The organism is Parafrankia elaeagni (assembly GCF_000374165.1).
In the GTDB taxonomy this organism is placed as follows: Bacteria; Actinomycetota; Actinomycetes; order Frankiales; family Frankiaceae; genus Parafrankia; species Parafrankia elaeagni.
Genome location: NZ_KB893717.1, coordinates 208,197 through 235,149, shown reverse-complemented (window position 1 = coordinate 235,149; position 26,953 = coordinate 208,197). Strand labels below are relative to the sequence as shown.

Annotated in this window: 18 protein-coding genes; 11 read left to right on the top strand and 7 right to left on the bottom strand. The window is 73.4% G+C overall.

Annotation, left to right across the window (positions count from 1 at the left end):
* The first annotated feature begins 6 nt into the window (after window positions 1–6).
* A complete protein-coding gene (locus B207_RS0111725; RefSeq protein WP_154675283.1) occupies window positions 7–3,336 on the top strand; it encodes a patatin-like protein in 3,330 nt (1,109 codons plus the stop codon).
* Window positions 3,337–3,369: 33 nt separating this feature from the next.
* Here the strand turns inward: B207_RS0111725 and B207_RS0111720 are convergent, their stop codons facing one another.
* Window positions 3,370–4,182 (bottom strand): hypothetical protein, encoded by an 813-nt coding sequence (locus B207_RS0111720; RefSeq protein ID WP_154675282.1) that lies wholly within the window; start codon window positions 4,180–4,182, stop codon window positions 3,370–3,372.
* Between the two features lie 314 nt (window positions 4,183–4,496).
* Window positions 4,497–5,123 (bottom strand): nitroreductase family protein, encoded by a 627-nt coding sequence (locus tag B207_RS0111715; RefSeq protein ID WP_018636722.1) that lies wholly within the window; start codon window positions 5,121–5,123, stop codon window positions 4,497–4,499.
* Between the two features lie 128 nt (window positions 5,124–5,251).
* Here B207_RS0111715 and B207_RS0111710 point away from each other — a divergent pair, with 128 nt between their 5' ends.
* From B207_RS0111710 to B207_RS33585, 4 genes are all read left to right on the top strand, one after another.
* The gene (locus tag B207_RS0111710) at window positions 5,252–5,707 is read left to right on the top strand and encodes a MarR family winged helix-turn-helix transcriptional regulator (RefSeq protein ID WP_026310961.1); all 456 of its coding nucleotides are present in this window, start codon (window positions 5,252–5,254) and stop codon (window positions 5,705–5,707) included.
* A 54-nt stretch (window positions 5,708–5,761) separates the two neighbouring features.
* Window positions 5,762–6,745, top strand: a complete 984-nt coding sequence (locus tag B207_RS0111705; RefSeq protein WP_018636720.1) for an ABC transporter ATP-binding protein — start codon at window positions 5,762–5,764, stop codon at window positions 6,743–6,745.
* Window positions 6,742–7,542 (top strand): ABC transporter permease, encoded by an 801-nt coding sequence (locus tag B207_RS0111700; RefSeq protein ID WP_018636719.1) that lies wholly within the window; start codon window positions 6,742–6,744, stop codon window positions 7,540–7,542. The genes B207_RS0111705 and B207_RS0111700 overlap by 4 nt, the downstream gene beginning before the upstream one ends.
* Window positions 7,543–7,646: 104 nt before the next feature.
* Window positions 7,647–10,880 (top strand): ATP-binding protein, encoded by a 3,234-nt coding sequence (locus tag B207_RS33585; protein WP_051102492.1) that lies wholly within the window; start codon window positions 7,647–7,649, stop codon window positions 10,878–10,880.
* On the opposite strand, the gene B207_RS0111690 is transcribed toward B207_RS33585, so the two are convergent.
* Window positions 10,832–11,761 carry a polysaccharide lyase gene (locus B207_RS0111690; protein ID WP_018636717.1) on the bottom strand — a complete coding sequence of 310 codons (930 nt, stop codon included), beginning with the start codon at window positions 11,759–11,761 and terminating at the stop codon, window positions 10,832–10,834. The two genes, B207_RS33585 and B207_RS0111690, sit on opposite strands and share 49 nt — an antisense overlap.
* Before the next feature lie 59 nt (window positions 11,762–11,820).
* Window positions 11,821–13,233 (bottom strand): UDP-glucose dehydrogenase family protein, encoded by a 1,413-nt coding sequence (locus B207_RS0111685; RefSeq protein WP_026310960.1) that lies wholly within the window; start codon window positions 13,231–13,233, stop codon window positions 11,821–11,823.
* Between the two features lie 358 nt (window positions 13,234–13,591).
* On the opposite strand from B207_RS0111685, the gene B207_RS0111680 reads away from it, so the two are divergent.
* Genes B207_RS0111680 through B207_RS0111670 form a run of 3 tightly spaced genes read left to right on the top strand, consistent with a single transcriptional unit; the run spans window position 13,592 to window position 18,380 of the window.
* Window positions 13,592–14,866: a glycosyltransferase family 2 protein gene (locus B207_RS0111680; RefSeq protein WP_018636715.1), complete on the top strand. Its 1,275-nt coding sequence runs from the start codon at window positions 13,592–13,594 to the stop codon at window positions 14,864–14,866.
* Window positions 14,863–17,220, top strand: coding sequence for a right-handed parallel beta-helix repeat-containing protein (locus tag B207_RS33580; protein ID WP_026310959.1), 2,358 nt, complete (start codon window positions 14,863–14,865; stop codon window positions 17,218–17,220). Before B207_RS0111680 ends, B207_RS33580 begins: the two co-directional genes overlap by 4 nt.
* Window positions 17,217–18,380: a right-handed parallel beta-helix repeat-containing protein gene (locus tag B207_RS0111670; RefSeq protein ID WP_018636714.1), complete on the top strand. Its 1,164-nt coding sequence runs from the start codon at window positions 17,217–17,219 to the stop codon at window positions 18,378–18,380. The genes B207_RS33580 and B207_RS0111670 overlap by 4 nt, the downstream gene beginning before the upstream one ends.
* Window positions 18,381–18,398: 18 nt before the next feature.
* Here B207_RS0111670 and B207_RS0111665 read toward each other — a convergent pair whose 3' ends face one another.
* On the bottom strand, window positions 18,399–18,641 hold the full coding sequence (locus B207_RS0111665; RefSeq protein ID WP_018636713.1) for a hypothetical protein: 243 nt from the start codon (window positions 18,639–18,641) through the stop codon (window positions 18,399–18,401).
* A gap of 307 nt (window positions 18,642–18,948) precedes the next feature.
* Between B207_RS0111665 and B207_RS36845 the strand changes: the two genes are divergently transcribed.
* On the top strand, window positions 18,949–19,230 hold the full coding sequence (locus B207_RS36845) for a hypothetical protein (RefSeq protein ID WP_018636712.1): 282 nt from the start codon (window positions 18,949–18,951) through the stop codon (window positions 19,228–19,230).
* Here the strand turns inward: B207_RS36845 and B207_RS0111655 are convergent.
* Both B207_RS0111655 and pgi read right to left on the bottom strand, forming a co-directional pair.
* Entirely contained in the window at window positions 19,192–19,539 is a 348-nt protein-coding gene (locus tag B207_RS0111655; protein ID WP_018636711.1) for an STAS domain-containing protein, read from the bottom strand. The two genes, B207_RS36845 and B207_RS0111655, sit on opposite strands and share 39 nt — an antisense overlap.
* Before the next feature lie 165 nt (window positions 19,540–19,704).
* Entirely contained in the window at window positions 19,705–21,363 is a 1,659-nt protein-coding gene (gene pgi, locus B207_RS0111650) for a glucose-6-phosphate isomerase (protein ID WP_018636710.1), read from the bottom strand.
* 357 nt (window positions 21,364–21,720) lie between these two features.
* Here pgi and B207_RS0111645 point away from each other — a divergent pair, with 357 nt between their 5' ends.
* Together B207_RS0111645 and B207_RS0111640 are read left to right on the top strand one after the other, a co-directional pair.
* A complete protein-coding gene (locus B207_RS0111645; RefSeq protein ID WP_026310958.1) occupies window positions 21,721–24,396 on the top strand; it encodes a serine/threonine-protein kinase in 2,676 nt (891 codons plus the stop codon).
* Between the two features lie 15 nt (window positions 24,397–24,411).
* Window positions 24,412–26,922, top strand: a complete 2,511-nt coding sequence (locus tag B207_RS0111640) for a serine/threonine-protein kinase (protein ID WP_018636708.1) — start codon at window positions 24,412–24,414, stop codon at window positions 26,920–26,922.
* The last annotated feature ends 31 nt before the right edge of the window (window positions 26,923–26,953 follow it).

Genomic DNA, 26,953 nt, shown 5'->3' with positions numbered 1-26,953 from the left:
TCAGCAATGTCCGGCACGTCTAGTCTTGCGACCATGACGGAGGGCGGTGCGAGGGCCACGGCAGGCGCAGGCGAGCCCGGCGGACCAGACCGGCCCGACGGGCCCCGCGACGGTGCCACGCAGGACATCCGGCTCGCGATCGTGATGACCGGCGGCGCCAGCCTCGCGGTCTGGATGGGCGGCGTCGCGCGCGAGATCAACCTCGCCACCGCCGCCCGGTCAGGTCACGCCCGCGGCTGGTCCGCCACCGACGCCGCCGTCGCCGGGCGCTGGGCCGCGCTGCTGGCGGCGCTGGACGCCGAGATCTCGGTGGACGTCCTCGCCGGGGCCTCCGCCGGCGGCATCAACGTGGCCCTGCTCGGGTACGCGAACGCCCACGACACCGACCTCGGACCCCTGCACGACCTGTGGATCACGCTGGGCTCCCTGCGCGAGCTGATGCGGCGGCCGGACGGGCGGCGCTTCCCCTCGCTGCTACGCGGGGACGAGATCCTGCTCCCGGCGCTGCGCCGCGGGCTGCACAGCATCGCCCCCCGGGCCGGTACCGCGCGCACGATCCGCCCGACCTCGGTGTTCATCACCACGACCATTCTGGGCGGGGAGTCCAGCCGCTGGTCGGACGACCTCGGCGGCATCATCCGCGACCGTGACCACCGCGGCCTGTTCGTCTTCGGCGAGGACGACCTGACCGACCCCGAGGCGGCCGCCCGCCTGGCGCTGGCGGCCCGGGCCAGCGCGGCCTTCCCCGGCGCCTTCGAGCCGGCGTACGTCCCGGTGCGCAACTCTCCGGACTCCGACCATCCGGACATGGCCGACTATGTGAACGCGGCCGGCGACTTCTACGGCTCCGACGGGGGCATCCTGGTGAACCGCCCGATCGGGCCGGCGATCCAGGAGGTGTTCGAGCGGCCCGCGCGCGGCCGGCAGGTCCGCCGCGTCCTCGCCTACGTCGTGCCCGCACCGAACCCGCCCGAGGACGCACCGGAGAACCCGGCGGGGAGCCCGGCAGAGAACCCGGCGGGGAGCCCGGCAGCGGACCACGGCCCCGGGCAGCGCCCCGGCCTCCCCTCGGCCACCGAGACACTGCTCGGCGCGCTCGACGCCGCGCTGAACCAGTCGATCTCGGTCGACCTTAGGCGCATCCGGGAGCACAACGAGGCCGTCCGCGGCCTGCGCGCGACCCGGCGGGCACTGTTCCGGCTCGCGCCGGCCGGCGGGCCACGGCTGACCGACCAGGACATCTACGAGGTGTACCGCGGGCGGGAGGCGGAACGCGCCGCGGACGCCGTGCTGGGGGTCTTCGACCGGATCGTCGTCGACGCGGCGGCCGCCCCGGTGCCGCTGGAGACCGTTCCCGCCGACGCCGCGGAGCTGCTGGCCTCGGCCGCCGGCCGCACGGAGCTGCGCGTCGCCGCCGTGCGCGCCGCCCTGGCGCAGTTTCCCGACAAGCTGCCCGGCCCGGCGGACACCGGCGAGCTGTGGCGGCTGGGGCGTCCCGCGGTCGACGCGGCCAAGGGCATCCTGATCGCGATGATCAATGAGGGCTACGTGCTGGCGACGGACCCGCGCGACCGCAGGGCACTGGCGCACCTGGCCCGGGGGATCCACGGGGCTGTGGTCGCGCCCCGTGAGCAGGCCGGGGCCCACCTGCTGCCGCTCCCGTCGACCCCGGCGAACCGGGGGGCGTTCACGATCGTCCGCCACACGCTGCGCGACCTGGCAGGCGCGCCGTCCGACGCGGTGGTCGCCGAGGCGGCCCGGCGCTGGCTGCGCGGAGTGGGCGACGCCGAGACCAGCCAGACCGATCTCACCCTCGCCTGGACCACGCTGGGTTCACTCACCGAGAACCTGCGCGACCTGCTCGGCCGCATCGTGGCGCGCTCACCGGCCAGCGCCCTCGGCCGGTCGCCGGCCGCGGCGGCGTCCTCCCGGCCGGCGACACCCGCGACACCGGCCACACCGGCCACACCGACCGCACTGCTTGCGTCCGCCGCGCTGCTGACGCAGCGGCCGCGCACCCATCCGAACGGGCTGAGCCTCGCCGCCCGGCGCCGGGTGGCCGCCCGCACCCTGGACGACTTCGTCCGCTACCTCCCGCCGCGACGCGGCGGGGCTGCCCTGGCTCTGCTCGACCTGCATCTGGTCACCCGCACCCTGACCGGGGCTGAGATCGTCGACCAGCCGGTGGAGCTGGTCCAGGTCAGCGCGGACGTCCGCTGCGATCTTGATCCGGGCCGGGCGACCGCGGCACGCAAGCTGACCGGGCTGCAGCTCGGGAACTTCGGCGCCTTCGCGAAATCGTCCTGGCGGGCGAACGACTGGATGTGGGGGCGCCTCGACGGCGCCGCCTGGCTGGTCCGCATCCTGCTCGACCCGCGCCGCCTCGCCTGGTTACGCGACACCGCGGGCGGCCGGCCCAGCTCCACGGCCGACGAGGCACGGTGGCTCACCGACTTCGTGGACCAGCTGGCGACAGTCGCCGCGGCCCCGGCGCCCGGGCCGGTACTGGCCGAGCTGGCCTGGCTGGACGATCCGGACGCGCCGGTCCCGGCCGCCCTGCCGGAGACCGCGGCCTGGGTCGCCGCCGGCATCCAACGCGAGATCGCCGCGGCCGAGCTGGTCAGCGTGGCCACCGCCACCCGCGCGGACATCGACGGCGCCGGTGCCAGCCCCGCTCCGAGCCGGGCCTTCCTCGACGCGGTGGCCGAACATTGCGAAGCCGGCGGCGACCGGGTCGATCCCGCGGCCACCGACGCCGTGCTGCGAACCTGCCGGGTGGCCGACGAACGGCTGACCGACCGGGCGAACAGCGCGATTCTCGTCGCCGCCGTCACCCAGACACTGGCGGTGCTGACCGCCTGGCTCGCCTCGGTGCGCGCGCTCCCCCGCCCGCTGCGCCCCGCCGTCGCCGCCGCGCGCGCCGTGACCCGGCTCGCCCACGCGGCCGTGGACAACCTCGCCCGCCGCCGGTACCGGGTGACGATCGCCACCGGTGCGGTGCTGCTCCTCGCCGGGCTCGCGGGGGCGGTCACCCAGGCCGGGCTGCTCGGCGGGCTGGGGCTGCTGGCCGCCCTCACCGGCCTACTCATGATCGGCGTGACCAGCTGGCGGACGCTCACCGGCGGGCTCACGGTGGCCGGCGCCGGTGGGCTCGCCGTGCTGGCCGCCGCCGGGCTGATCCCGGCGGCCGGCGACCGGCTGTTCCCCTGGCTGCGTGACGACGCCGTCCCCTACCTCGCCGAGCATCCCTGGGCCTGGGCGGCCGTGTTCACCCTGCTCGTGCTGCCACCGCTCTGGTCGCTCGCCGACCTGGTGCGCCCGCGCCGCCGCCGCTGAGCCAGGAGACGTCGGCGTCAGGAAACGTCGGTGTCAGGAGACGTCGGCCCAGCGCATCGCGCCGTCCGGCTCGCGCAGGCAGGACAGCGGCCGGCCGCCGGCACCAGGGACGACCTTGCCGACGTCGGCCGGGTCGCACTCACCGCCGGGCTCCGGACCGGTCGGGTTGCCCTGGGACGGCGGCCCGGGCGACCAGCGCCCGACCCCGCTCGGGGCGGCCCCGGTGATCTCCGGCTCCGGCACCTGCACACAGTGGAGAACCAGGCCGTTGACGGCCATCGCGGGCTCGGAGTCGCGGTCCGGGTCACACGCCTCGCCGAGAAAGACCGGGGAAGGCGCGACCGACGGCAGATCCGGCACCAGCGGCCCCGCCGAGCCGCCCGCGGCATCTCGATCGGCTCCACCGGCTCCACTCGCACCGTCCTCAGCGCCGGACCTCCCGGCCTCGCCGCTGGACGAGGGATTCGACCCGTCACCACCGGAGCCGGCCGTTCCGCCGGAGCCAGTCATGCCTGTCCCGTCGGCCCCCTCGGCCCCGCCGGCGCCGTCACCCGGAGAGCCAGCCGGATCGGTACCGGCGGTACCCGTACCCGCGGCGCCGCCGCCCTCCGGGGTTCGGGCCCCGGTGGCTGCCGGGTCCGGCGTCGAGTAGGGCTGGGGCGGGTCGGCCGCTGCGGGCGGCATGGGCCGGGAGCTGGCGGTGTCCGCTCCGGACTCGGCGCACCCGGCCAGCGCCGCGGTGAGCAGGGCCCCCGCGACCATCAGGCGGCCGGCGACCGGCCGGCCGATCATCGGCCGACGCAGCGGGCCCCGGGGGGCCGTACCGGACGAGCGAGTCCTGGTCACCGCGCCACCCCCTCACAGGCCTGGCTGCTGGGCCCGGGTTCAGCTTAGGTAGCTTCCGGCGCCAAACGCCGCTACTTTCCGGAAGCGGAGTTCGGGGGTGCCGGAACCGGCGGGTCCGCCGCGTACGTCGGTGACCGGGCAGGCGACCGGCCCCGGGACGGCGCAGCAACGCCGCCCGCAGCGGTCTCTGTACCCCGGCGGGGCTCCTTTTCCCCTGCCGGGGGCAACTTCCCCCGCCGGGGGCGACAGGACTGCCCGCCGCGACCGGACATCCGTCACACGCCCGGGCCAGCCGCCACGAACAGGCCCACGCGTCACCCCGCCGGCGTCACGAGGGTGGCTGCCGCGGCCAGGGCCGGGACGGGGGCGAGCACGCCGTCGGTGGTGAGCTCGGCGGTCACCGCCGGCAGGTCGACCTGAGGGCGCGGCGGGAGCGGGACGGCGTCGGACAGCGTGCCCAGCTCGACCCAGCCGAGCAGCTCCTCGCCGCCGGTCAGCCCGAACACGGCGCGGACCTCGTCGCTGTCGGGCAGCGGTACCGACTTCCACGCCGAGGCGACGCCCTGGGCGTGCGCGGCCAGGCAGATGTTCTGCGCCGCCGCCGCGGCGGAGGCGTCCTGCTCGGCACGGGGGACCTTGGCGCCGGGCACCCGGGAAGCGATCACCGCGATCAGGGCCGGCGAGCGGGTGGCCTTGCCCGCGGCCTTGCGGATCACGGGTTCGGCCAGGCCACCGACGGCCTCGGCGGCTGCGGTGATCGCGTTCGCGAGGGTCGTGCGCGCCTCGCCGCGGACCACGACGAAGCGCCAGGGGCGCAGCATCTTGTGGTCCGGCGCGGTGGTCGCCGCGGTGAGCATGACCGCGAGCTGTTCGGATGTCGGGCCCGGCTCCACCAGCCGGGTGGCCGTGCGGCGGGTCATCAGGCAGGCCAGTGCGTCCACGGTGTTCCGCCCTTTCCATTTCGATGAGGTGCCCTCACAATAGAGGATGCTCCGTGCTCGGACCTGTGACGCACGGCGCACAATCGGCTGAGAACAACGACGAAAGCAGCGAAGGGGACGACCGGGACATGCCCCCACCCGACACCGGAGACCCGCTCATCGACCTCGTGCTGGCCGTCGGCCACCAGGTCCGGCGTTCGGTCAACGAGGCGCTGCGCGCCGGCGCCGGGCTGACCCTGGCCCGCCTGAAGGTGCTGCGGCTCGTCGCCGAGCGCGGGCCCGTCCGGCCGCGCGATCTGGCCGCGGCCGTCGCCGTCGCGCCCCGCACGATGACCGAGACCGTGGACGGGCTGGAGGCCGACGGCATGGTGTGCCGCCGGGTCGATCCCACTGACCGGCGGGCGATTCTGCTGGAGCTGACGCCGACGGGGCGGACCGCGCTGGAACGCGGGCTGGCCGACGCGTCAGGCGCCGTCGGGCAGTTCACCGGCGGCCTGTCCGACGACGAACGGGCCACTCTGGGCCGTCTGCTCGCCCGGCTGCGCGACAGCGCTGCCCCCGGAAACACACGGCCGTTACCGTGAGACGATCACAGGGCGTTCCGACCTGAGGAGGCCACCGTAACCAGATCCGCGACGGTGGATGACAACGCCCGCCAGGCCGGCGGTCCGGCTCAGGCCCGGGCGGCCACCTCGGGCGACGTCGTGGCGGTCCGCGACCTCACCAAGCGGTACGGGCGGGTGGAGGCGCTGCGCAACGTCTCGTTCACCGTGCCCGCGGGGGCGGTGACCGGTTTCCTCGGCGCGAACGGGTCGGGCAAGACCACGACGTTACGCATCCTGCTCGGCCTGGTCGCGCCCACCGACGGGCAGGCACTGCTCCGGGACGGCACCGCCCGGGAGCTCCGCCCCTACCGGAAACTGTCGGACCCGGCGAGGACAGTGGGCGCCGTGCTCGAACCGACCGCTCACCCGGCCCGCAGCGGGCGTGACCACCTCCGCTGTCTGTCGGTGGCACTCGGCCTGCCCCGCCGTGCACGATCGGCAGCCGTCGAGGGCGCGTTGGAGAGTGTCGACCTCACTTCGGCCGCCGACCGCCCGGTCGGTGGCTACTCGCTGGGGATGCGCGGCCGGCTGGCCATCGCGTGCGCCCTGCTCGGAGAGCCCGAACTGCTCGTCCTGGACGAGCCCGCCAACGGGCTGGACCCGGACGGCATCCGCTGGCTGCGCCACTTCCTGCGCGAGTGGGCCGCCTCCGGGCGCTGCGCCCTGGTGTCCAGCCACGTGCTCGCCGAGGTCGCGCAGACGGTCGACCACGTGGTGATCATCGATCGGGGCCGGGTGGTGCTGGCCGCGCCCGCCGGCGAGGTGGGCGCGGGCCGGGTCGAGGTCCGCACACCCGAGGCCGACCGGCTCGCCGGGCTCCTGCCCTCCCTGCTTCCCGGGGCGCGGGTCGTCCGCACCGGGCCCGACTCCCTCCGCCTGCCGCACGGCACGGCCGAGCGGGTGGGCCGGCTGTGCGCGGGTCATGGCATCCCCCTCGTCGAGCTGCACACCACGGGGCCGGATCTGGAGCGGGCGTTCTTCGAGCTGACCGGCCAGTCCACCGGCGAGGGCCGATGACCGGCCCGCACACGCTCGCCGCCCACGGCGGCCGGGCCGCCGTCCGCCGGTCGCGCGCGGGGGGTACGGGGGGTACGGGGCGGGGCCGTGGGCCGCGCGCACCGCGCCTCGTCGGTGCCGAGCTCATGAAGCTGGCCACCGGGCGGTGGCAGCTCGCCGGGCTGTGTGTCGTCCTGGCCGTGCACGCGCTGCCCCTGCTGCTGTGGGGCGCCCAGGCCGATCCGGCCCGCGCCTGGATCAGTCTGCGCGCCCGCTCCGGCTTCCTCCTCGCCTACGCGATGATGTTCTTCGGCCTGGTTCTCGTCACCAGCGAATACCGGTATCGCACAGTCACCCACGCCTGGCTGGTCAGCCCGGGCCGGGTGCGGGTCCTCGCCGCCCAGGCCACGACGGTGGTGCTCACCGGCATGGTCCTGTCCAGCCTCGTGTTCGCGGCCTGGTGGCTGCGCGGCGCCGGCCGGCACGGGGGCGCGGCCATGCGGTCGGACCGGCCCGCCCAGCTGCTGTCCGCCTACCTGATCGTGGTCGCCGTGGTGTGCGCGGCCGGCCTGACCGGCGTGGCGCTGGGTGAGCTCACCCGCGGCCTCGGCCTGGGCGCCGGCACCGTCGCGCTGAGCGGCCTGGTCGAGGCCGTGCTCGACGGAGCGCGCTTCCACGGCCCGGTGACCGCCCCTTCGGGCGTGCTCCTGTGGCCCACCACCGAGACCCCGGTCTCGTCACTGTCCGCCGCGATCTCGTGGGCGGTGGTCCTCATCGCCGCCGCGAGCGCCTCACTGCGCCGGGACCTGCCATCCTGAACCAGGAACGGACCGAATCCGTGATGTGGCATAGGTCACTGCCCGCACGGCGCGTCCCCTCATCCCCCACCTCTCGCCACCGCGATCGGCCTACGATCCCGCACATGGCGTTGTGCCCGACATGCGGGGAGGAGGGGAACCCCGAGCGCGCGCGCTTCTGCTCCGCCTGCGGGAATCCCCTGCCCGTCGCAGGCACCGGAGCCCGCAAGATCGTGACCATCATGTTCGTCGACATCACCGGGTCGACCGACATTGGCGAGAAGATCGACTCCGAGCAGCTGCAACAGGTCATGTGGCGGTTCTTCACGACCGTCCGCGAGGTCATCTACGCGCATGGCGGCACGGTCGAGAAGTTCATCGGTGACGCGGTGTTCGCCGTGTTCGGCATCCCGGTGCTGCATGAGGACGACGCGCTGCGCGCCGTCCGGGCGAGCCTGGACATCCGCGCCGCCATGGAGGAACTGAACACCGAGTTCCACCGCGACCTGAACCTGCGGCTGCGGGTGCGGATCGGTATCAACACCGGCGAGGTGACCGTCGCCGGCGGCGGCGCCACCGGTGACCCGGTGAACGTGGCCTCCCGGCTGGAGGAGGCGGCCCCGCCCGACGAGATCCTCATCGGCGAGAGCACCTACCGGTTCGTCCGGCACAGCATCACCACGAGCTCGGTCGGGCCGCTGGTCGTCCAGGGCAAGCGGGAGCCGGTGCGGGCGCACCGGCTGCTCGGCCTGCGCAACCCGGGCGTCGGGCCCGGCCTGCGGGAGCCGTCCCAGGGGTTCGCCGCGCCGGTGATCGGCCGCAACCGCGAGCGCCGCCGCCTCCAGGACGCCTTCGAGGCAGTCGTGGAGGAGCGGACCTGTCACCTGTTCACCGTTCTGGGGCCCGCCGGCATCGGCAAGTCCCGCATGGTCGGCGAGTTCTGCGAGGGCATCTCCAGCCGGGCGACGGTGCTCACCGGCCGCTGCCTGTCCTACGGCGAGGGCATCGCCTACTGGCCGCTGATGGAGATGGTGCGCCAGGCCACCGGCATGTCCGCCGACGAGAGCGCGCCCGACGGCCGGCTGCGGCTGAAGAACCTGCTCGCCGGTGTCCCACAGGCCGCCGAGGTGGTGGACGCCCTCGCCCCCCTCGTCGGCCTCGGCGGTGCGGAGCTGGGCACCCAGGAGAGCTTCTGGGCCGTCCGCACGTTCTTCCAGGCACTGGCCGAGCAGCGCCCGCTGGTGCTCTGGTTCGACGACGTGCACTGGGCCGAGCCGACCCTGCTCGACCTCATCGAGCACGTGGCGGACTGGTCCCGCGACGCGCCGATCCTGCTGCTGTGCCTGTCCCGCCCCGAGTTGCTCGAGGAGCGCCGGATGTGGGGCGGCGGCAAGCTGAACGCCACCTCGCTGCTGCTGGCGCCGCTCACCGAGGCACGCTGCCAGCGGCTGATCCGCACCCTGATGGGGTCGGACGACCTCGACCCCGCGCTGGTCTCCCGGATCACCACCTCCGCCGCGGGCAACCCGCTGTTCGTCGAGCAGATGGTCGCCGCGCTCGTCGACGACGGCCTGCTCCGCCGGGAGGGCAGCCGGTGGATCGCCACCGGCAGCCTGCGCGGCGTCACCGTGCCACCGACGATCTCCGCGCTGCTCGCCGCCAGGCTCGACCGGCTGGACCCGCCGGAGCGCCAGGTGCTGGAGCGCGCCGCGGTCGTCGGCGAACGCTTCTACCTCGATGCCGTCATCGATCTGTCCGACCCGGTGGAACGCCCCTACGTCTACGAGCACTGCCTGTCGCTCGTCCGCAAGGAGCTGGTCCACCCCGACCGCTCCGACCTGCCCGGGGTGGAGGCGTACCGGTTCCTGCACGTCCTGCTGCGGGACTGCGCGTACCAGACGACGTCCAAGCGCCAGCGCGCCGACCTGCACGAGCGGTTCGCCGGCTGGCTGCAGGCCCGGATGGTCGGCGGTCCCGGCGAGCACGACGAGCTGGTCGGGTACCACCTGGAGCAGGCCTACCGCTACCGGGTGGAGCTCGGCCAGCGCGACAACGAGATGGTCGAGCTCGGCCGGTCCGCGGCGACCTGCCTGATCGAGGCGGCCGACCGGGTTCGCCAGGGTGACGAGACCGGCGCCGCGCAACTGCTGAAGCGGGCGATCACCCTGCTGCCGGAGACCGACCCGCTGCGGCTGCGCGCGGAGATCGACCTCGGCTGGGCGCTGTACTCCTTCGGCCGGCTCTCGGACGCCGAACGGATCCTGCGGCAGGTCAGCGACCGGGCACGCCGCGCCGGTGAGGACGGGCTGCGCGCCCACGCCCGCCTCGCGCACCTGCGCGTCCTGTTCGCCACCGACCCGGAGGGCCTGGTCGCCAGCACCCTCACCGAGGCGACCGCGGCGCTGGCGTCCTTCGTCCGCGACGGCGACGACGTCGGGGCCGCGCTGGCCTGCCGCAGCCAGAGTGCCGCCTACGGCGCCGCCGGCCAGTTCGCGGCGGCGGAGAAGGCGATGGAGAACGCGGTACGGCACGCCGAGGAGTCGGGGGTGCCACGGGCGGCGCACTCGCTGCGGCGCGAGCTCGTCCTGCTGCTGAGCCTGGTTCCGGGGCCGGTGCCCTACTCGATCGCGAAGGCGGCCGCGGCGCTGGACGGCGCCGGCGACGACCGCGGCCTGCGCCGGGCTGTCCTCGCCCAGCTCGCGCTGCTCACCGCGATGTCCGACGACATGGAAGCCGCGCGGGCCCACCTCAAGGACGCCGAGGAGATCGTCGGTGACATCCGCGGCGCCCGCGCCGACCCGTTCCACAGCGGCTTCGTCGTCGCCCGGGTCGCGCTGCTCGCCGGTGAGCCGGAGGTCGCCGAGCGCGAGCTGCGGCGCAGCTGCCGGCAGCTGTCCCGGATGGGCGAACGGGCGCACCTGGCCACCCGCGCCGCGCTGCTCGCCGACGTGCTCGTCCGCCTCGGCAAGCTGGAGGAGGCGACGAAGTACGTGAACCGGTGCCGGGACGCCGCCGCGGGCGACCAGCTGCCCGCCCAGGCCGGCTGGTGTTCGGTGCACGCCCGGCTGCTGGCGATCTCCGGGCGCGACGCCGAGGCACTACGGTTCGCCGACACCGCCTGCGATCTCGCCAGCCGCACCGATGACATCGACGGGCAGGGCAACGCCCTGCTCGCCCGGGCCGAGGTGCTGTACCGGGCGGGGCGCAAGGACGACGCGGCCGAGAGCCTCGAGGCCGCCGCCGCGCGCTTCCTGCACAAGGGAAACCGGGCCGCGGCGGCGATGGCCCGGCGGCACTTCGAAAGCCTCGATCAGGTCTCCTCCGGCCTCGGCAGCGGGTTGAGGCGCGCGATGCCGTAGGCGAAGCCGGCCAGGTCGATCGCCTGCGTCGTGGTCGGCGCGAACGACGCCCCACCGTCACCGAACGTGGCGGTGGCGAGAATGCCGCCGATCCGCAGATCGCTCGAGATCCGCGGGTTGAAACTCTCCTTGTGCACCAGCTGGCCGTCCAGCCACATGAGGATCACCCCGTCGGCGAAACCCTCGAAGTTGAGTTTGACGCCCTGTTCGACGCAGGCCCAGCGGCCCCTCGGCCAGTACCACGAGCCTTTCCCGATCACATTCACCGGATGGTCCTCGCGGGCGGTGTTCGCGTACACGATGCCCTTGCCGCCCTCGCGCCAGGCGAAACGCGTCGCCAGTCCGCTGCGCATCGTCTCGGTGCGCCGGCGGTCCTTCACGATGGTTCCGAAGAATCCGGGCAGGCGTCCGCCGTTGCCGAAGTCGAACGTCTCCGGAAACCGCAGGTAGTAACGCAGGTACAGCTCGTAGGGCGAGCGCAGTGTGTGATCGACGAAAAGCTGCGTGCCACCGTAGGTCGGCCCGTCACCGTAGATTCTCGCGTCGGACGGGTTCATCGCGTCGACCGGGATCGCCACCCGCAGGAACTGCGGGAAACGCGGGTCGTCCGACACCATGATCGCGGCCCGGTCGAGCCCGAAGGACGACCGGGTCTGCGGAACCAGCTCCCTGCCGAAGAACTCCCGCGCCGCGGCCGGGTCCGCCAGCGTGCGGCCCGTCGCCACACCGGCCGCGGGCGCCGTGGTGGCGGGACCCGCGGCCGGCGCCGCCGTGTCGGGCGGGAGGATCTCACTGGCCGGGTCGAAGACCTGGTCGTCGGTGAGCGCTCCGCACCCGGCGCCGGCAGCGAGGCCGAGCACGCCGAGGGACGAGGCGAGCATCGCCCGCCTCGTCCGGCCGCGGGGCCCCGGAGGTGTCGCTCCCGGCTGCCCCGACCGGCTCATACGTTCGGTCGGCCGAGGGCGTGGTAGATCCAGCCCGCGCCGCGCCACAGCTGCGGGTCGAGGGTGTTGCGCCCGTCGACGATGACCGGGCGGCGGACCAGGGGGGTCAGCAGCGACGGCTCGATCTCCCGGAAGTCGGCCCACTCGGTGAGGTGCAGCACGACATCGGCGTCGGCGACCGCCGCGGCGACCCCGGTCGCGTAGCGCAGGTCGGGGAACTTGCGGGCGGCGTTCTCCATCGCGGCCGGGTCGTAGACCGTCACCCGGGCGCCGGCTCGGCGCAGGGTGTCGGCGACGTCGAGGGCCGGCGAGTCGCGGATGTCGTCGCTGTTCGGCTTGAAGGCCGCGCCGAGCACGGCCACCCGCCGCCCGGCGGCGACGCCGCCGAGGAGGTGGATCGCCAGCTCCACCGTCCGGGTCCGGCGGCGCAGGTTGACGGTGTCGACCTCGTCGAGGAAGCGCAGGGCCGGGCCGGCGCCGATCTCCTCGGCGCGGGCCTGGAAGGCGCGGATGTCCTTGGGCAGGCAGCCGCCGCCGAACCCGAGGCCGGCGCCGAGGAACCGGCCGCCGATGCGGGTGTCGTACGACAGCGCCGAGGCCAGGGTCTTCACGTCGGCGCCGGCGACCTCGCAGACCTCGGACATCGCGTTGATGAAGGAGATCTTCGTGGCCAGGAAGGCGTTCGCCGCGACCTTCACCAGCTCGGCGGTGGCGAAGTCGGAGACGACGGCGGGTGTGCCCGCGGCCAGCGCGACCGCGTAGACCGCCCGCAGCCTGGCCTCCACCCGGTCCCGCCGCCCGGTGTGGTCACCGTGGTCGTAGCGGTCGGCGACGCCGTACCACTCGTCGTCGGCGGGCAGCCCGAAGACCAGCCGGTCCGGGCGCAGGGTGTCCTCGACGGCGAAGCCCTCGCGCAGGAACTCCGGGTTCCAGGCGAGGTCGACGTCGGGGGCCTCCCGCGCGAGCCAGCCGGCGAGGCGTACCGCGGTACCGGCCGGGACCGTCGACTTGCCCACCAGCAGCGACCCGGACTTCGGCCCGACGGCGAGCAGGCGCTCCACGGCGCCGTCCACGAAGGTCATGTCAGCGGCGCCGGAGTCGGCGCGCTGCGGGGTGCCCACGCAGAGGAAGTGCACGTCGGCGTCGGCCGCCTCCGCGAAGGAGGTGGTGAAGGCCAGCCGGCCGGTCGCCAGGTTCTTGCGCAGGAGCTCTTCCAGACCGGGCTCGAAGAAGGGCACCTCGCCGTCGGCCAGCCGCCGCACCTTGTCCGGGTCGACGTCGATACCGACGACGTCGAAACCGAGCTCGCTCATGCAGATCGCGTGCGTGGCCCCCAGATAGCCGGTGCCAATCACACTGATCCGCAGTGGTGCCGTAACCGTCTCGGTACTCACTGACTCGGCGCTCATAGTGTGTCCCCCCACTCAAGCATCTGGCTGGGCCGCGGACGGAATTGTGGACCGCCCAGGTTTCGTCGAGATGAGCGGGGGCCGGCGGCGGAGCATGCATCCCCCCGTGTGTTCGAGGTACTACCTCAAGCGACAAGTTTGCCAGCCCGAGTTACGCCGTTGTGACGGCGGGACGAACGGGCAGAGCCTGCTGCTACTGTTCTGGCGGCTCAGCAAACAACACGTCTGGGCTACCACCGACGGGGGCGGTGGGGGTCGTGAACCTGCAGGCTGGCGTGCCTGTCGGTGCATCGTGCCCGTTCCTGCCCGTGCCCCCGGCGTTCTCGGTAGCCGGCGTTCGGGGGGAGCGAAACCAGGCATGGAGTGGCTCGGCGACGCGGTGCAGTTCGTCCGCGATCACAGATCTCTGATCCCGCTCGGCATCGCCGGCGCCGTGTCCTGGGTGGTGTGGCTCAGTCGGCGGCTCCTCTCGACCAGATACAAGCCCGTCCGGAACAACTTCCGGACAACCACGTCGGTCGTCGTCCCGTCCTTCCGGGAGGACCCCGACGTCCTGATCCGCTGCCTGGAGACCTGGCTCGGCCAGGAGCCGGACGAGATCATCATCATCCCCGACGTCGAGGACCGGGATCTCATCGACCGCCTCGCCCGGCGTGCCGACCCGACGGTGCGGGTGATCCCCTTCGTCCACGAGGGCAAGCGCTCGGCGCTCGGAGTCGGCCTGTCGGCCGCGACGATGGAGATCGTCGTGCTCTGCGACTCCGACACCGCCTGGGAGCCGGGTCTGCTCGCCGCCGTCCAGATGCCGTTCATCGACCCGCAGGTCGGCGGCGTCGGAACCCGCCAGAACGTGTACGAGCCGCGGAGCAGCGTGTGGCGCCGGGTCGCGAACTGGCTCGTCGACATCCGCTACCTCGACTATGTGCCCGCGCAGGGCCGGGTCGGCGCCGTCGCCTGCCTGTCCGGGCGCACCGCGGCCTACCGGCGCTCGGCGATCCTGCCCGTGCTGCACAACCTGGAGCACGAGTTCTTCCTCGGCCGGCGGTGCATCGCCGGTGACGACGGGCGGCTGACCTGGCTCGTGCTCGCCTCCGGCTACCGGACGATGCACCAGCACACGGCGCGTGCCATGTCGATGTTCCCGGACAACCTGCGGGCCTTCCTGAAACAGCGGGTCCGCTGGAGCCGGAACTCCTACCGGACCTACCTGACGGCCATCTACAAGGGCTGGCTGTGGCGGCAGCCCCTGATCACGCAGATCAGTGTGCTGCAGATCGTGCTCACGCCGGTGACGATGGGCGTGGCGATGACCTACTTCGTCCTGTGGATGTTCCGGCCGGAGCCGAACGCCCCGATCATCGCGGTCGCCTGGCTGCTGCTCGGACGGCTCATCCGCGGGCTCTCTCACCTACGGGAGCATCCCCGCGACATCTTCATCCTCCCCCTCACCGTGCTGATGATCATCGTCATCGCGCTGCCGATCAAGGCCTGGGCCCTCGTCTCGATGAACAAGCAGGGCTGGCTGACCCGGCGCTCCGACCTGATCGGCGGCGAGGGACAGACCGACGCCTCGACCCGAACCGGCCCGGCAGCCCGCCCGGCGGCCGCCACAGCGACGGGCGGAGCCCGATGACCCCGACCCCGACGACCCCGGCGATCTCGACGGCCCCGACGGCCCCGACGGCCCCTCGGCGGAAGCTCCGCACCGCCCTGGCCGCCCTCGCGCCGCTGACAGTGCTGGCGGCGGTCACGGCGCTGACCACCCTGACCGCGCTGCCGGCGCAGGCGGAGCCGGTGCCGCCGCTGCCTCCGGTCAGTTCCGGGGACGCGAAGCAACAGTCCGTCCTGGTCGACGCCGAGGACATCCGGATGCGGTCCATGTTCGAGCGGTTCGGCGTGCTGACCGCGCCGACCCTCGTCGAGGTCGCCGGCAGCCAGCCCACGCTGCTGTTGCCCGCCCGCCAGGCCCCCTACAGCGCCGAGGACGTCATCGCCGCCGGCGGCGGCCGGCACGAGGTGGACGGGGCCGTGCTGTTCACCGCGCACGTCCTGGTCGGCCCGCAGGCCCGGCTGGTGATCGACGCCAGCGTCGGCACGCTGCGGCTGGCGAGCGGCGCGGCCGGCTTCACCTCGGTGGCCACCTGGCGCGGCGGACTGGAGTTCGCCGGCGCGACCCCGGACAACCCGCTGACCGTCATCGGCTGGGACGTCCAGAACCTCGAACCGGACAGCCTCACCGCGGACGGCCGCTCCTACCTCCGCACCATGGGCGGCGAGCTGATCCTGCGCAACGTCAGCGCCAACCACCTGGGTTTCTGGAACGGCCGGACCGGCGGTGTCGCCTGGACGGGAAGCAAGGGCGAGCCGAGTACCGGCGGGGCGGCGAACTCGACGTTCAGCAACAACATCTACGGCGCCTACGTCTCGGGCAGCGAGGGCATCCAGATGATCGGGGTGCGCCTGATCGACAACGAGCGCTCCGGCCTCGCCGTGCACCGGGACGCGATCACGACCCTCGTCTCGGGGGTCACCGCCGCCCGCAACCACGGTGACGGCATGACCATCGACCGGGCCTCGGGCTCCCGGGTGATGCGCAGCACGGTCGCCGACAACAGCGGCGACGGCATCTCCCTGGACGGCCGTGGCCTCGGTGTGATCGCCACCGCGACCGGCGTCCAGATCAACCAGATCAGGGACACACTGATCGAGGAGAACACCGTCTCGGCGAACGGGCGGTACGGGATCAGGGTCGTCGGCGGCGAGAACACGATCGTCCGGAAGAACACGATCAGTGACGGGCAGCTCGGCATCATCGTCAAGAGCGGCGCGAACGGCACCCAGGTCACCGGTAACACCATCACCGGGCCGGACGAAGCCGGCATCCAGGTCGGGCCGGACGCCCGCCGCACCGCGATCACCGAGAACGAGGTGTCCGACAGTCGCCTGGGGGTGATCACCCAGGAGGCGACGACGAACATCATCAGCCGGAACAAGATCCGCGATGCCACCGAGTTCGCGATCACCGTCCGCGGGCCCGCGGACGGCACCGCCATCCAGTGGAACACCCTCGCCGGCGAGGGGTGGCGTGCCGTCGACATCCGCAAGGCCCTCGGGGTCCGCGAGGGCGACGTGCACCACAACAACGCGGACGGCTGGGTGGAACGCGAGCCGCAGCACTGGTACACGCTGATCCGCCGGCATCCGGCGCTGGTCGTGTGGGGCGCCGTCGCGCTGTTCCCCATCCTCGGCGCCTGGACCCGGCACCGGGCCCGGCGTCGCCCGCCGAGGCATCCCTACCCCGAGTCCGAGCTGCTGGTCCGGCGGCTCACCGGTGGCACGATGCGCCCGGATGCCGCCTACTCCGGCATTCCCGGCCAGCGCGGCGCCGACGACCTCGCCCCGGCCGCCTTCGGCCCAGCTCCGTTCGGCCCGGCCGCGCTCGTGCCGGCCGGGCTCGTACCGGCCGGGCTCGTACCGGCCGGGCTCGTACCGGCCGCCGGGGGCACGAGGACAGCTCCGGCCGGGGCCGCCGTCGCCACGTCCACCGCGCTCACGCCGGTGGGTGCCGGTGCGGCTGGCAGGGGCTCCGCCAGCCCTGTGGTCCCCCAGGCACGGCACCCACGGCGCTCCACCCGCCCGCGGATCGACACCGCGGACACCGGCCCGCACGGAACGGGAATGACGGGCCGGCCCTTCGACGGCGCCGATCACAGCGCCGGACCAGCCCAGTGGCCCCGCACCGACTGGCCCGGCGGCCCGGCGGCACCCGAACCCGGACCGGCCGCCCAGGGGCCCGGCAGCCGATGGGCGGACGGCCACCTCCCCGAACCATCCCGGCCGACCCCCGAGCCGCACACCGAGCCGCACACCGAGCCGCACACCGAGCCGCTGTCACCGCACCCGCACCCGCACACCGAGCCGCCGTCACCGGCCACCGGCCCACATCACCGGCGCCGCCGGCGCTCCAGAGGGGACCACACGAAATGACGACCGCCCGCCCGGCCCGACCCCACCGCCGGACCGCGCGGCTGGCCGCGACCGGTGTCCTGACGGCGGTGGCGGTCGCCCTGACCTCCTGCGGCTCGGACGGGTCCGACTCCGGCGCGGCGCGCACCCCGGCCCCGGAGGAGACGGAGAGCCCCCTCGAGGTCGCGCCGTCCCGGCCCGCTCCGTCCCTGCGGGCCAGCACGGCCGCACCGACCGCCGCCGCGGCCACCGCCGGGGTCGAACGGGTCGAATGCCCGTCCGACGGGACCACCGTCACCGACGCCGGTGACCTGCGCAGCGCTCTCGCCGCAGCGAGGCCGGGCGACGTCATCCAGATCGCCGACGGCGTCTACCGGGGCGCGTTCAAGCTCACCGCCTCGGGCACCGAAGCCGAGCCGATCTGGCTGTGCGGGTCGGCGGACGCCGTCCTCGACGGCAAGGACGACGACGGTGACGACGACGCCAAGTACGTGCTGCACCTGGAAGGGGCGTCCTGGGTGAGGGTGGTCGGCTTCTCCGTGCGCAACGGCCAGAAGGGGGTGATCGGGGACGGCGTCCAGCATTCGACCATCGCCCAGCTCCGCGTCACCACGATCGGCGACGAGGCCATTCACCTGCGCACCGCGAGTTCTGACAACACGGTCATCGGCAACGTCATCCGGGACACCGGCAACCGCCGGGAGAAGTTCGGCGAGGGTGTCTACATCGGCAGCGCCGAGAGCAACTGGTGCACCTACACCGACTGCCAGCCGGACCGCAGTGACCGCAACGCGGTGATCGGCAACGACATCGCCGGGACGACGTCGGAGAACATCGACATCAAGGAGGGGACGACCGGCGGGGTGGTCCGCGGCAACACCCTCTCCTCGGACGCGCTCGTCGAGGCCGACTCCTGGATCGACGTGAAGGGCAACGGCTGGCTCGTCGAGGACAACATCGGTGTCGGCGGCGGCACGCTGGAGGACGGCATCCAGACCCATGTCATCGACGAGGGCTGGGGCCAGCAGAACACCTTCCGCCGCAACATCCTCACCGTGAACGCGACGGGCTTCGGCGTGTACATCCACCAGCCCGACCGGTCCCAGAACATCGTGACCTGCGACAACGAGGTGAAGGGCGCGCAGTCCGGCCCGTTCAACACCGACTGCACCCGCGACTGACGCCGGCCGGCCGGAAGATCAGGGGACCATGGCGCGCAGGCGAACCTGCTCCTGCAGCCAGTAAAGCTCCTGTGCCCACAGGCGCAGCCGGGCGACGGCCGTGAGCTGCGCCGCCAGCGCACGGGCGACCAGGGGCCGGGCCAGGTGCTGCGAGGATTCGGGCGGCCACGGCCAGTCGGGGTCGTCCTGCGCCGCGCGCCGGTAGGCTGCCCCGCACAGCGCGACCTCGGCGAGGGCGAAGTCGACCTGCTCGGTCACCATCGTCAGTCGGGCATGTAGGTCCTCGGTGCTGATGGTGAGCCTCCCCCCTGCGATCCCGGAGATCGGCCAGCCGGGCGGATGTCGTCGGGGCAGGAGGACATCCCTCAGGGAAGAGTACGAGCAGTCGGGTCGGCTGCACAGCACCGGATTGCCCACACTCCGGTGACCGGCACGCCGGGTGGGTGATTACCCGACACGGGTGAGTGCGAGGTCCGCGCCGCCCGGAGCGTGAACTGACCTCCAGGTCGGGTAAGCGGACCTGCGGGGCGCCAAACCGGCGCTCGGACACCCGATCTCTGGGGGACCGGTGGACCTGACCACGTCCGAAATCCTGATCATGCTCAGCTTCCCGCTCCTCGCGATGATCGGGATGCTGATGATGAGCAGGCTGGAACAGAACCTCTCCTCGGCGGGGCGGGCCGTTCGCGCGGCCACCTCCGACGCCGCACCGGCCACCGACAGCGCACCGGTGGACACCGCGGGCACGCCGTCCACCGGCCCGATGCCGGCCAGCCCCGCGATGCCGGCCAGCCCTCCGGTAGCGGGCGGGTCAGTAGCCGCGGCGGCGGCCGGCCTCCTCGACCCGTAGCCGACCGGCGAGACCGGTCTCACGGACAAGCTCGCTGAAGGCGGGGGACGCCGCGCGGATGCGCAGCTCGGTGTGGACGCGGCGGAGCAGCAGCTCCGCGCGCAGGAGCGCGGCCAGGCCCGCGATGTCCACGGCTGCCAGGTCGCCGACGTCCACCGTCACCAGGCCGCCGCCCCGGCCCAGAAGCTCACCGATCTGCTCGCGGAACCGCAGCCGGCCGACGGTGTCGAACTCGCCGCCGAGCTCGATGACGACGTCGTCCCCGGTTCGCCGCACCGTCATCCGCGTGGCTGTCGACTCGACCCGCATGCCTGTCGCCCCCCGGAGATCTCCGTCCGTCACAGCACGGGCGCCATCCCGTCGACTGATCACCGAGAGTAACATAGCCTCAGCTAATCGTTGAACTACTGTTACTCATTGCCGGTCGGGGGGCCGGTGCCAGCCGCGGGCCGTGCCAGCTCAGACGGTGCCAGCTCAGACGGTGCCGGTACGGAACCGCTCGATGAGGGCGTTGGTGGAGCTGTCGTGCCGCAGGGGGGCGGCCGGGTCGGTCAGCTCGGGGATGATCCGCCCGGCCAGCACCTTGCCCAGCTCGACTCCCCACTGGTCGAAGCTGTTGACGCCCCAGATGACGCCCTGTGTGAAGACCTTGTGCTCGTACAGTGCCACCAGCTGGCCGAGGGTGAAGGGGGTCAGGGCGGAGACCAGCAGCGTGTTCGTCGGCCGGTTCCCGGCGAACGTCCGGTGCGGGACCAGCCCAGGGGCCACTCCCTCGGCCGCCACCTCCTCGGAGGTCTTCCCGAAGGCGAGTGCCTCGGTCTGGGCGAAGAAGTTGGCCATCAGCAGGGCGTGCTGGTCGACATCGCCGACGCCCGCATGGTTCGGGCGCACGAAGCCGATGAAGTCGGCCGGGACGACAGTCGTCCCCTGGTGCAGGAGCTGGAAGTAGGCGTGCTGACCGTTGGTCCCCGGTGTGCCCCACACCACCGGGCCCGTCGGCACCTGTACGGGCCGGCCTTCGAGATCAACTGACTTGCCGTTACTCTCCATGTCAAGCTGCTGCAGGTACGCGGCGAAACGGTCCAGGTACTGGCTGTAGGGCAGCACCGCGTGCGCCTGGGAGCCGAAGAAGTCCCGGTACCACAGGCCGAGCAGGCCGAGCAGGACCGGCAGGTTCCGCTCGAACGGCGCGTTCCGGAAGTGGACGTCCATCGCGTGGAATCCGGCGAGCATCTCCCGGAAGTGCCCGGGACCGATGGCGACCATGAGCGACAGGCCGATGGCGGAGTCCATCGAGTACCGGCCGCCCACCCAGTCCCAGAACTCGAACATGTTGGCCGTGTCGATACCGAACTCGGCCACCTTCTCCGCGTTCGTGGAGACCGCGACGAAATGCGACGAGACGGCGTCCTCGCCGAGCGTCGCCGTCAGCCAGGAGCGGGCCGCCCGGGCGTTCGCGAGGGTCTCCAGCGTCGTGAACGTCTTCGACGCGACGATGAAGAGGGTCGTGGCCGGGTCGAGGTCGTGGGTCGCCTCCCAGATGTCGGTCGGGTCGACGTTGGAGACGAACCGGACCGTGATCGACCGGTCGGAGTAGTCGCGAAGCGCCTGGCAGGCCATGGCCGGCCCGAGATCGGAGCCGCCGATACCGATGTTCACGACGGTGGTGATGTGCTCGCCGGTCGCGCCCGTCCACACCCCGGAGCGGACCCGGTCCGCGAACGCGGACATCCGGTCGAGCACCGCGTGCACCTCGGGGACCACGTCGACGCCGTCCACCCGGATGACGTCGCCGGCGGGGGCGCGCAGCGCGACGTGCAGGACGGGTCGGTTCTCGGTCACGTTGACCCGCTCGCCGCCGAACATCGCCTCGATGCGGGCACCGAGCCCGGCGCGGTTGGCCAGGGCCACCAGCAGTTCGATCGTCCGCGCTGTGACGATGTTCTTGGAATAGTCCAGGTGGAGTCCGTCCGAGTCGACGCTGAATGACGCGGCGCGGTTCTGGTCGTCGGCAAAGAGCTGGCGCAGCGTCACCGCGGAGAGCTCCGCGTGGTGCGCGGTCAGCGCGGCCCATTCCGGGGTCTGCTGCGCACCCGCTCCGGCGGTGAGGGCAGTGGGCTCGGTGTTCACCATGACGTGGGGCCCTTCCTCGGCGGGGAGTTCGGAGGCAGTGCTGTCGTGCGGCTGCGTTGCCGGGCACCCCCGGCACGCGCGCACGGCCGAACACCTGTCGACGACGCCCAGCATGCTGCAGTCGCGCATCTGACGCGTCTGCCGGGTCGCCACGCAGGGCGGAACGGGGGGTATGAGGCCGTAGTATCGCCGGGAACGCGCCGAAGCACCCCGGATTGGCCATCCAACGCGGCACCACCAGACGAACCAACCGCGGGGCTGCCCACGCACAATCCCGCACGATGTGGCCCTCGGGATGTCACCACCGCACGGTGGTTGTGGTGACCGCCCGGCAGCCGGTGACGGACGGAACCGACCTTGCTTATCGACAGATCTCTCGTGGAGGCGGCGCTCCCTGGCTACGCGGTCGAGGGAGACCTCGGCAAGGGGGGCTACGGCCTCGTGCTCGCCGGCCAGCACCGGCTCATCGGCCGCAAGGTGGCCATCAAGATCCTCCTTGACACCAGCGACGACCCGGATCTGCGCGCGCGCTTCCTCTCCGAGGCCCGCGTGCTCGCGGAGCTCGACCATCCGCACATCGTGCGCATCCACGACTACGTGGAGCACCAGGGCACCTGCCTGCTGGTGATGGAGCTGCTCTCCGGCGGCACGCTCAAGCAGCGCATCACCGCCGAGAAGCTCTCCCCGGAGACCATCTGCTCCATCGGCATCGCCGCGGCCGCCGCGCTCGCCACGGCGCACAGCCAGGGCGTGCTGCACCGCGATGTCAAGCCCGACAACATCATGTTCGACGGCTCGGGCCTGCTCAAGGTCACCGACTTCGGCATCGCGAAGATCTTCGACGGGGCGGAGACCACGGCCAGCGCCATCCTCGGCACGCCCCGCTACATGGCCCCCGAACAGATCATGGGTGGGCGGCTCTTCCCCTCCACGGATCTGTACGCGCTGGCCGGCGTCCTGTACGAGATGTTCGCCCAGCGGCCGCTGTTCGGCCGGCAGATGGCGGTCCAGCCGCTGACGCACCACCACCTGACCGTGATGCCCGAGCCGCTCACGATGGTGCCCGCCCCTGTCTCCGCGGTGATCATGCGCACGCTGGCCAAGGAGCCCGGCGCGAGGTTCGCCGACGCCGCCGAGTTCGCCCTGGAGCTGGCTCTCGCGAGCTCCCGGGCGTTCGGCCCGAACTGGATCTCCCGCTCGGACGTCAAGCTCCGGGTGGACGACGAGATCCGCGGGGCGATCGGCGGCACCACCAGCAGCAGCAGCAACAACAGCGGCGGATCCGGGGGCTTCCCGGCCGCACGCCCCGGCGGGGGCCACCCACCCGGCGGGCCCGGCTATCCGCCGGGGCAGCCTGGCGGCGGCTACCGCGGGCCGGTCCCGGGTGGGCCGGTCCCGGGTGGGCCGGGCGCCAGCTACCCGGGCATGGGCACGCCGATGCCCGGTGCGGCCCAGCCGGGGCAGGTTCCCGGCGGGCCCGGCTATGGCCAGCCTGGCTACGGCCAGCCCGGCCACGGCCAGCCCGGCTACGGGCCAGCCGGCGGCAGCACACCCCACCCGCGGCCGTTGACCGGCCCGGCGGGCGCGACACCTCCGTCAGCACCGCTGGGGGCGGCGGGGGGCACTCCCCATCCACGGCCGTTGGGTCCCCCGCCCGGCTCCACGCCGCAGCCGCGGCCGCTCGGGCCGGGCGCCGGGCCCACCCGGCCCTACGCGCCTCCCGGCCAGCAGGGCCCGGGCGCCGGGCGGCCGACCAGCGGGCAGAACTACGCCAGCGCGGGCTGGGGCGGCGCCGGTCAGCGGCCGGCGCCGCGGCCCGGCAGCGCGGCCGCGGGCGGGCCGGGGCATCGGGCCCCGGGCCAGGCGGACCAGAACCGCAACAACCGCATCCTGATCATCGCGGCGGTCGTCTTCGTCCTCGTGGTGGCGCTGACAGTCGGCATCGTCGCGGCCGTCTCCGGCGGCGGTGGCGGTGGCGACGACGACCGTGCGACCACGAGCGGCTCGGGCAGTGGTGGTGGGGACACCCCGGCCGGCGCGGGCACGGCGTACAGCGGGCCGCCGGTGACGGTGCAGGGCCTCAGCCCCTACAGCCTCACCATCGACCCGCAGGGCGCGCTGCTCGTCACCAGCCTCTCCACGGACCGCGTCCAGAAGATCACCAGCACCGGTCAGGTCTCCGATCTCGCCGGCACCGGCTCGGGGGGCTACGCCGGCGACGGCGGGCCCGCCGCGTCCGCTCAGGTCGACGGCCCCGGCTCGGCGGTGCTGGACAAGAACGGCAACATCTACGTCTCGGACGCGCAGAACTTCCGCATCCGGAAGATCGCCCCGGACGGGACGATCACCACGATCGCCGGCACCGGCACCAGCGGCTTCTCGGGTGACGGCGGCCCGGCCACGGCCGCGCAGCTCGACAGCGCCGAGAAGGTCGCGATCGGGCCGGACGGGTCGATCTACATCGCCGACTACGAGAACAACCGCATCCGGAAGATCACCCCGGACGGCATCATCAACACCATCGCCGGCACCGGCACCGAGGGCTTCACCGGTGCCGGTGGCCCCGCCACCGCCGCCACCCTGAACGGGCCGAACGACGTCGTGCTGGCCGACGACGGCACGCTCTACATCGCCAACCTCGGCAGCAACACCATCCAGAAGATCACCACGGACGGAATCATCCACACCGTCGCGGGCAACGGCCAGAAGGGCTACTCGGGCGACAACGGCCCCGCCACCCGGGCGCAGCTGTCCGTCCCGTCCGTGACCCTCGGCCCCGGCGGCGAGGTCTACATCGCCGACTACGGCAACAACCGGGTCCGCAAGGTGGACCCGAACGGGACGATCACCACGATCGCCGGGACGGGCACCGAGGGCTACTCGGGCGACAACGGCCCCGCCAGCGCCGCCCAGTTCACCGAGCCCAGCTCGGTGGCCATCGACGGCTCCGGCTCCCTGTACATCGCGGACGCCGGCAACGACCGGATCCGGCGCATCGCGCCGGACGGCACGATCACCACGATCGCCCAGTAGGCCGGGGCGCGAACCATGACGTCCGTCGACATCGGCCGGGTCGCCGCCGCGCTGACCGGCTACGAGCTCGGGGGGGAGCTCGGGCGGGGCGGTTTCGGGGCGGTGCTCGCCGGTCGCCACCGGCTGATCGACCGGGACGTCGCCGTGAAGGTGCTGCTCGAACCGAGCGGCGGCGGCCACGGCGGGTACGGGAGCGGGTACGGTGACAGCGGTGGCGACCTGCGCGACCGGTTCCTCTCCGAGGCCCGGGTCCTCGCCGGCCTGGACCATCCGCACGTCGTGCGCATCTACGACTACGTCGAGCACGACGGCCTCTGCCTGCTGGTGATGGAGCAGCTGACCGGCGGGAGCCTGAAGCACCGGGCGCTCGGCCCGCACAACCCGCGCGCGGGCTGCGCGGTCGGCCTGGCGGCGGCCGGGGCGCTGGCCGCCGCGCATGACCGCGGCGTGCTGCACCGGGACGTCAAGCCGGACAACCTGCTGTTCGCCGCGGACGGCACCCCCAAGGTCACCGACTTCGGGATCGCCAAGATCCTGGAGACCGCGGCAGCGACCACGACCGGCCTCGTCGGCACGCCTCGCTACATGGCTCCGGAACAGATCACCGGCGCCCGCCTCGGCCCGGGCACCGACCTGTACTCCCTCGGCGTCGTCCTGTACGAACTGCTCGCCGGCCGGACGCCGTTCCCCGCCGGCCTGCCCGTGCCCGCGCTGCTGCACCACCACATGTCGGTGGCGCCGCTGCCGCTCACCGAGGCGCCGCCGCCGCTGGCCGCAGTGATCCTCACCGCCCTCGCCAAGGAGCCGGCCTGGCGCCAGCCGACGGCCCACGACTTCGCCCTCGACCTCGCCGCCGCGGCGACGCAGGTGTTCGGCCCCGGCTGGCTCGCGGCCAGCGGAGTGCCGGTGCGCCTCGGCGACGACGTGCTCGCCGCCGCCGGCCACGCCCAGAGCTCCAACCCCACCGCGGCCGAACTGGCCGGCCGCCTCGGCGCCGCCCCGCCGGGTGGCCGCGGCATGCCCGGCTCACCGAGCGGTCACAGCGGGCCTGGCCTGCCTCTCGGGCCGGCGGGCCCCAGCGGTCCAGGTACGGCTCGCATGCCCGGCGGGCCAAGCTGGCCCGGCGGACCGAACGGACCAGGTGGGCCGGGTGGGCCGGGTGGGCCGGGTGGTTCAAACTGGCCGAGCGGGCCGGGTGGTTCAAGCTGGCCGGGTGGGCCGAGCGGGCCGGTGCCGACCCGGGTCGACCCGTACGGCGGTGCCACCGGCCCGCCCACCAGGCGGCGGGCGCAGCACCATGGCCCGGGCAGCGGCGGGTACCGGCCCGGACGCGGGACCGTCGTCATCGCCTCGGTCACCGCGGTGGCGCTGCTCGCCGCGGCGATCGGGCTGGGTCTCTGGCTCACAGGCGGCTCCGATCCCGAGCGGCCGGCGTATGCCGGCGGCGAGCCCGTCGAGGCCCAGGGTCTGTACAGCGCGGAGGATGTCGGCATCGGCCCGGACGGGTCGCTGTACACGGTCGACAGCGGCCCGACGTCCGGTGGGCAGGGCCAGGTCCTGCGGCTGCGGCCGGACGGGTCGCTGGACCGGATCGCCGGGGCGGGCCCGCCCCCTCCCAGCCCCACCCCGACCGGCGGGCCGTCCGCGTCGCCCTCCGCGAGCTCGTCGCCGTCGCCCTCCCCGACACCGGTCCTGGGTGACGGCGGGCCGGCTGAGCGCTCCAACCTGATCGGCCCGCATGCCCTCGCCGTCGGCGGTGACGGCGAGGTGTACATCGCCGACACCGACGGCGGCCGGATCCGCCTCGTCGACGGGAAGACGATCACAACGGTCGCCGGAACGGCGCCGGACGAGGGCTTCGGCGGAGCGTCCGGCCAGGCAGCGAAGGCGGCCCTGAGCAGCCCACTCGCGGTGGTGGTCTCCGATGACGGCGTGCTCTACTTCACCGATGGCTACCGCGTCCGAAAGGTCCAGGACGGTCTCATCTCGGTGGTCACCGGCAGCGCCGACACCTGGGGGACGTCCGGTGACGGTGGCCCGGCGGCGGAGGCCATGTTCGCCAAGCCGGCGGGCCTCGCGCTCGCCGACAACGGGGATCTGTACATCTCCGACTACCGCGCCCACACGGTGCGAAAGATCACTTCGGACGGCAAGGTCACGCGTGTCGCGGGCAAGCCGGACGAGTCCGGGCGCTCGGGTGACGGCGGGCCGGCCGTAGACGCCCTGCTCTCCTACCCGCAGGACCTCGCGCTCGGTCCGAACGGCGAGCTCTACATCGCCGACTCCGCCAACAACGCGATCCGGGTCGTGTCCGTCGACGGTAAGATCACCACGTTCGCGGGTTCGAGCGAAGCCACCGCGAACACCGCGGACGGCGGCCAGGCCACCGAGACCCGCATGACGCCCCGCGGTCTGGCGGTCGACATCTCCGGGGCCGTCTACGTGAGCGAGGGCGAGGGCGGGGTCAGGCGCATCGGGCCGGACGGCATCGTGTCCACCGTGCTGCGGGCCGCGGAGGAGGACTAGGGCCACGCTCGGGCAGCGGGCGCCCGGGCAG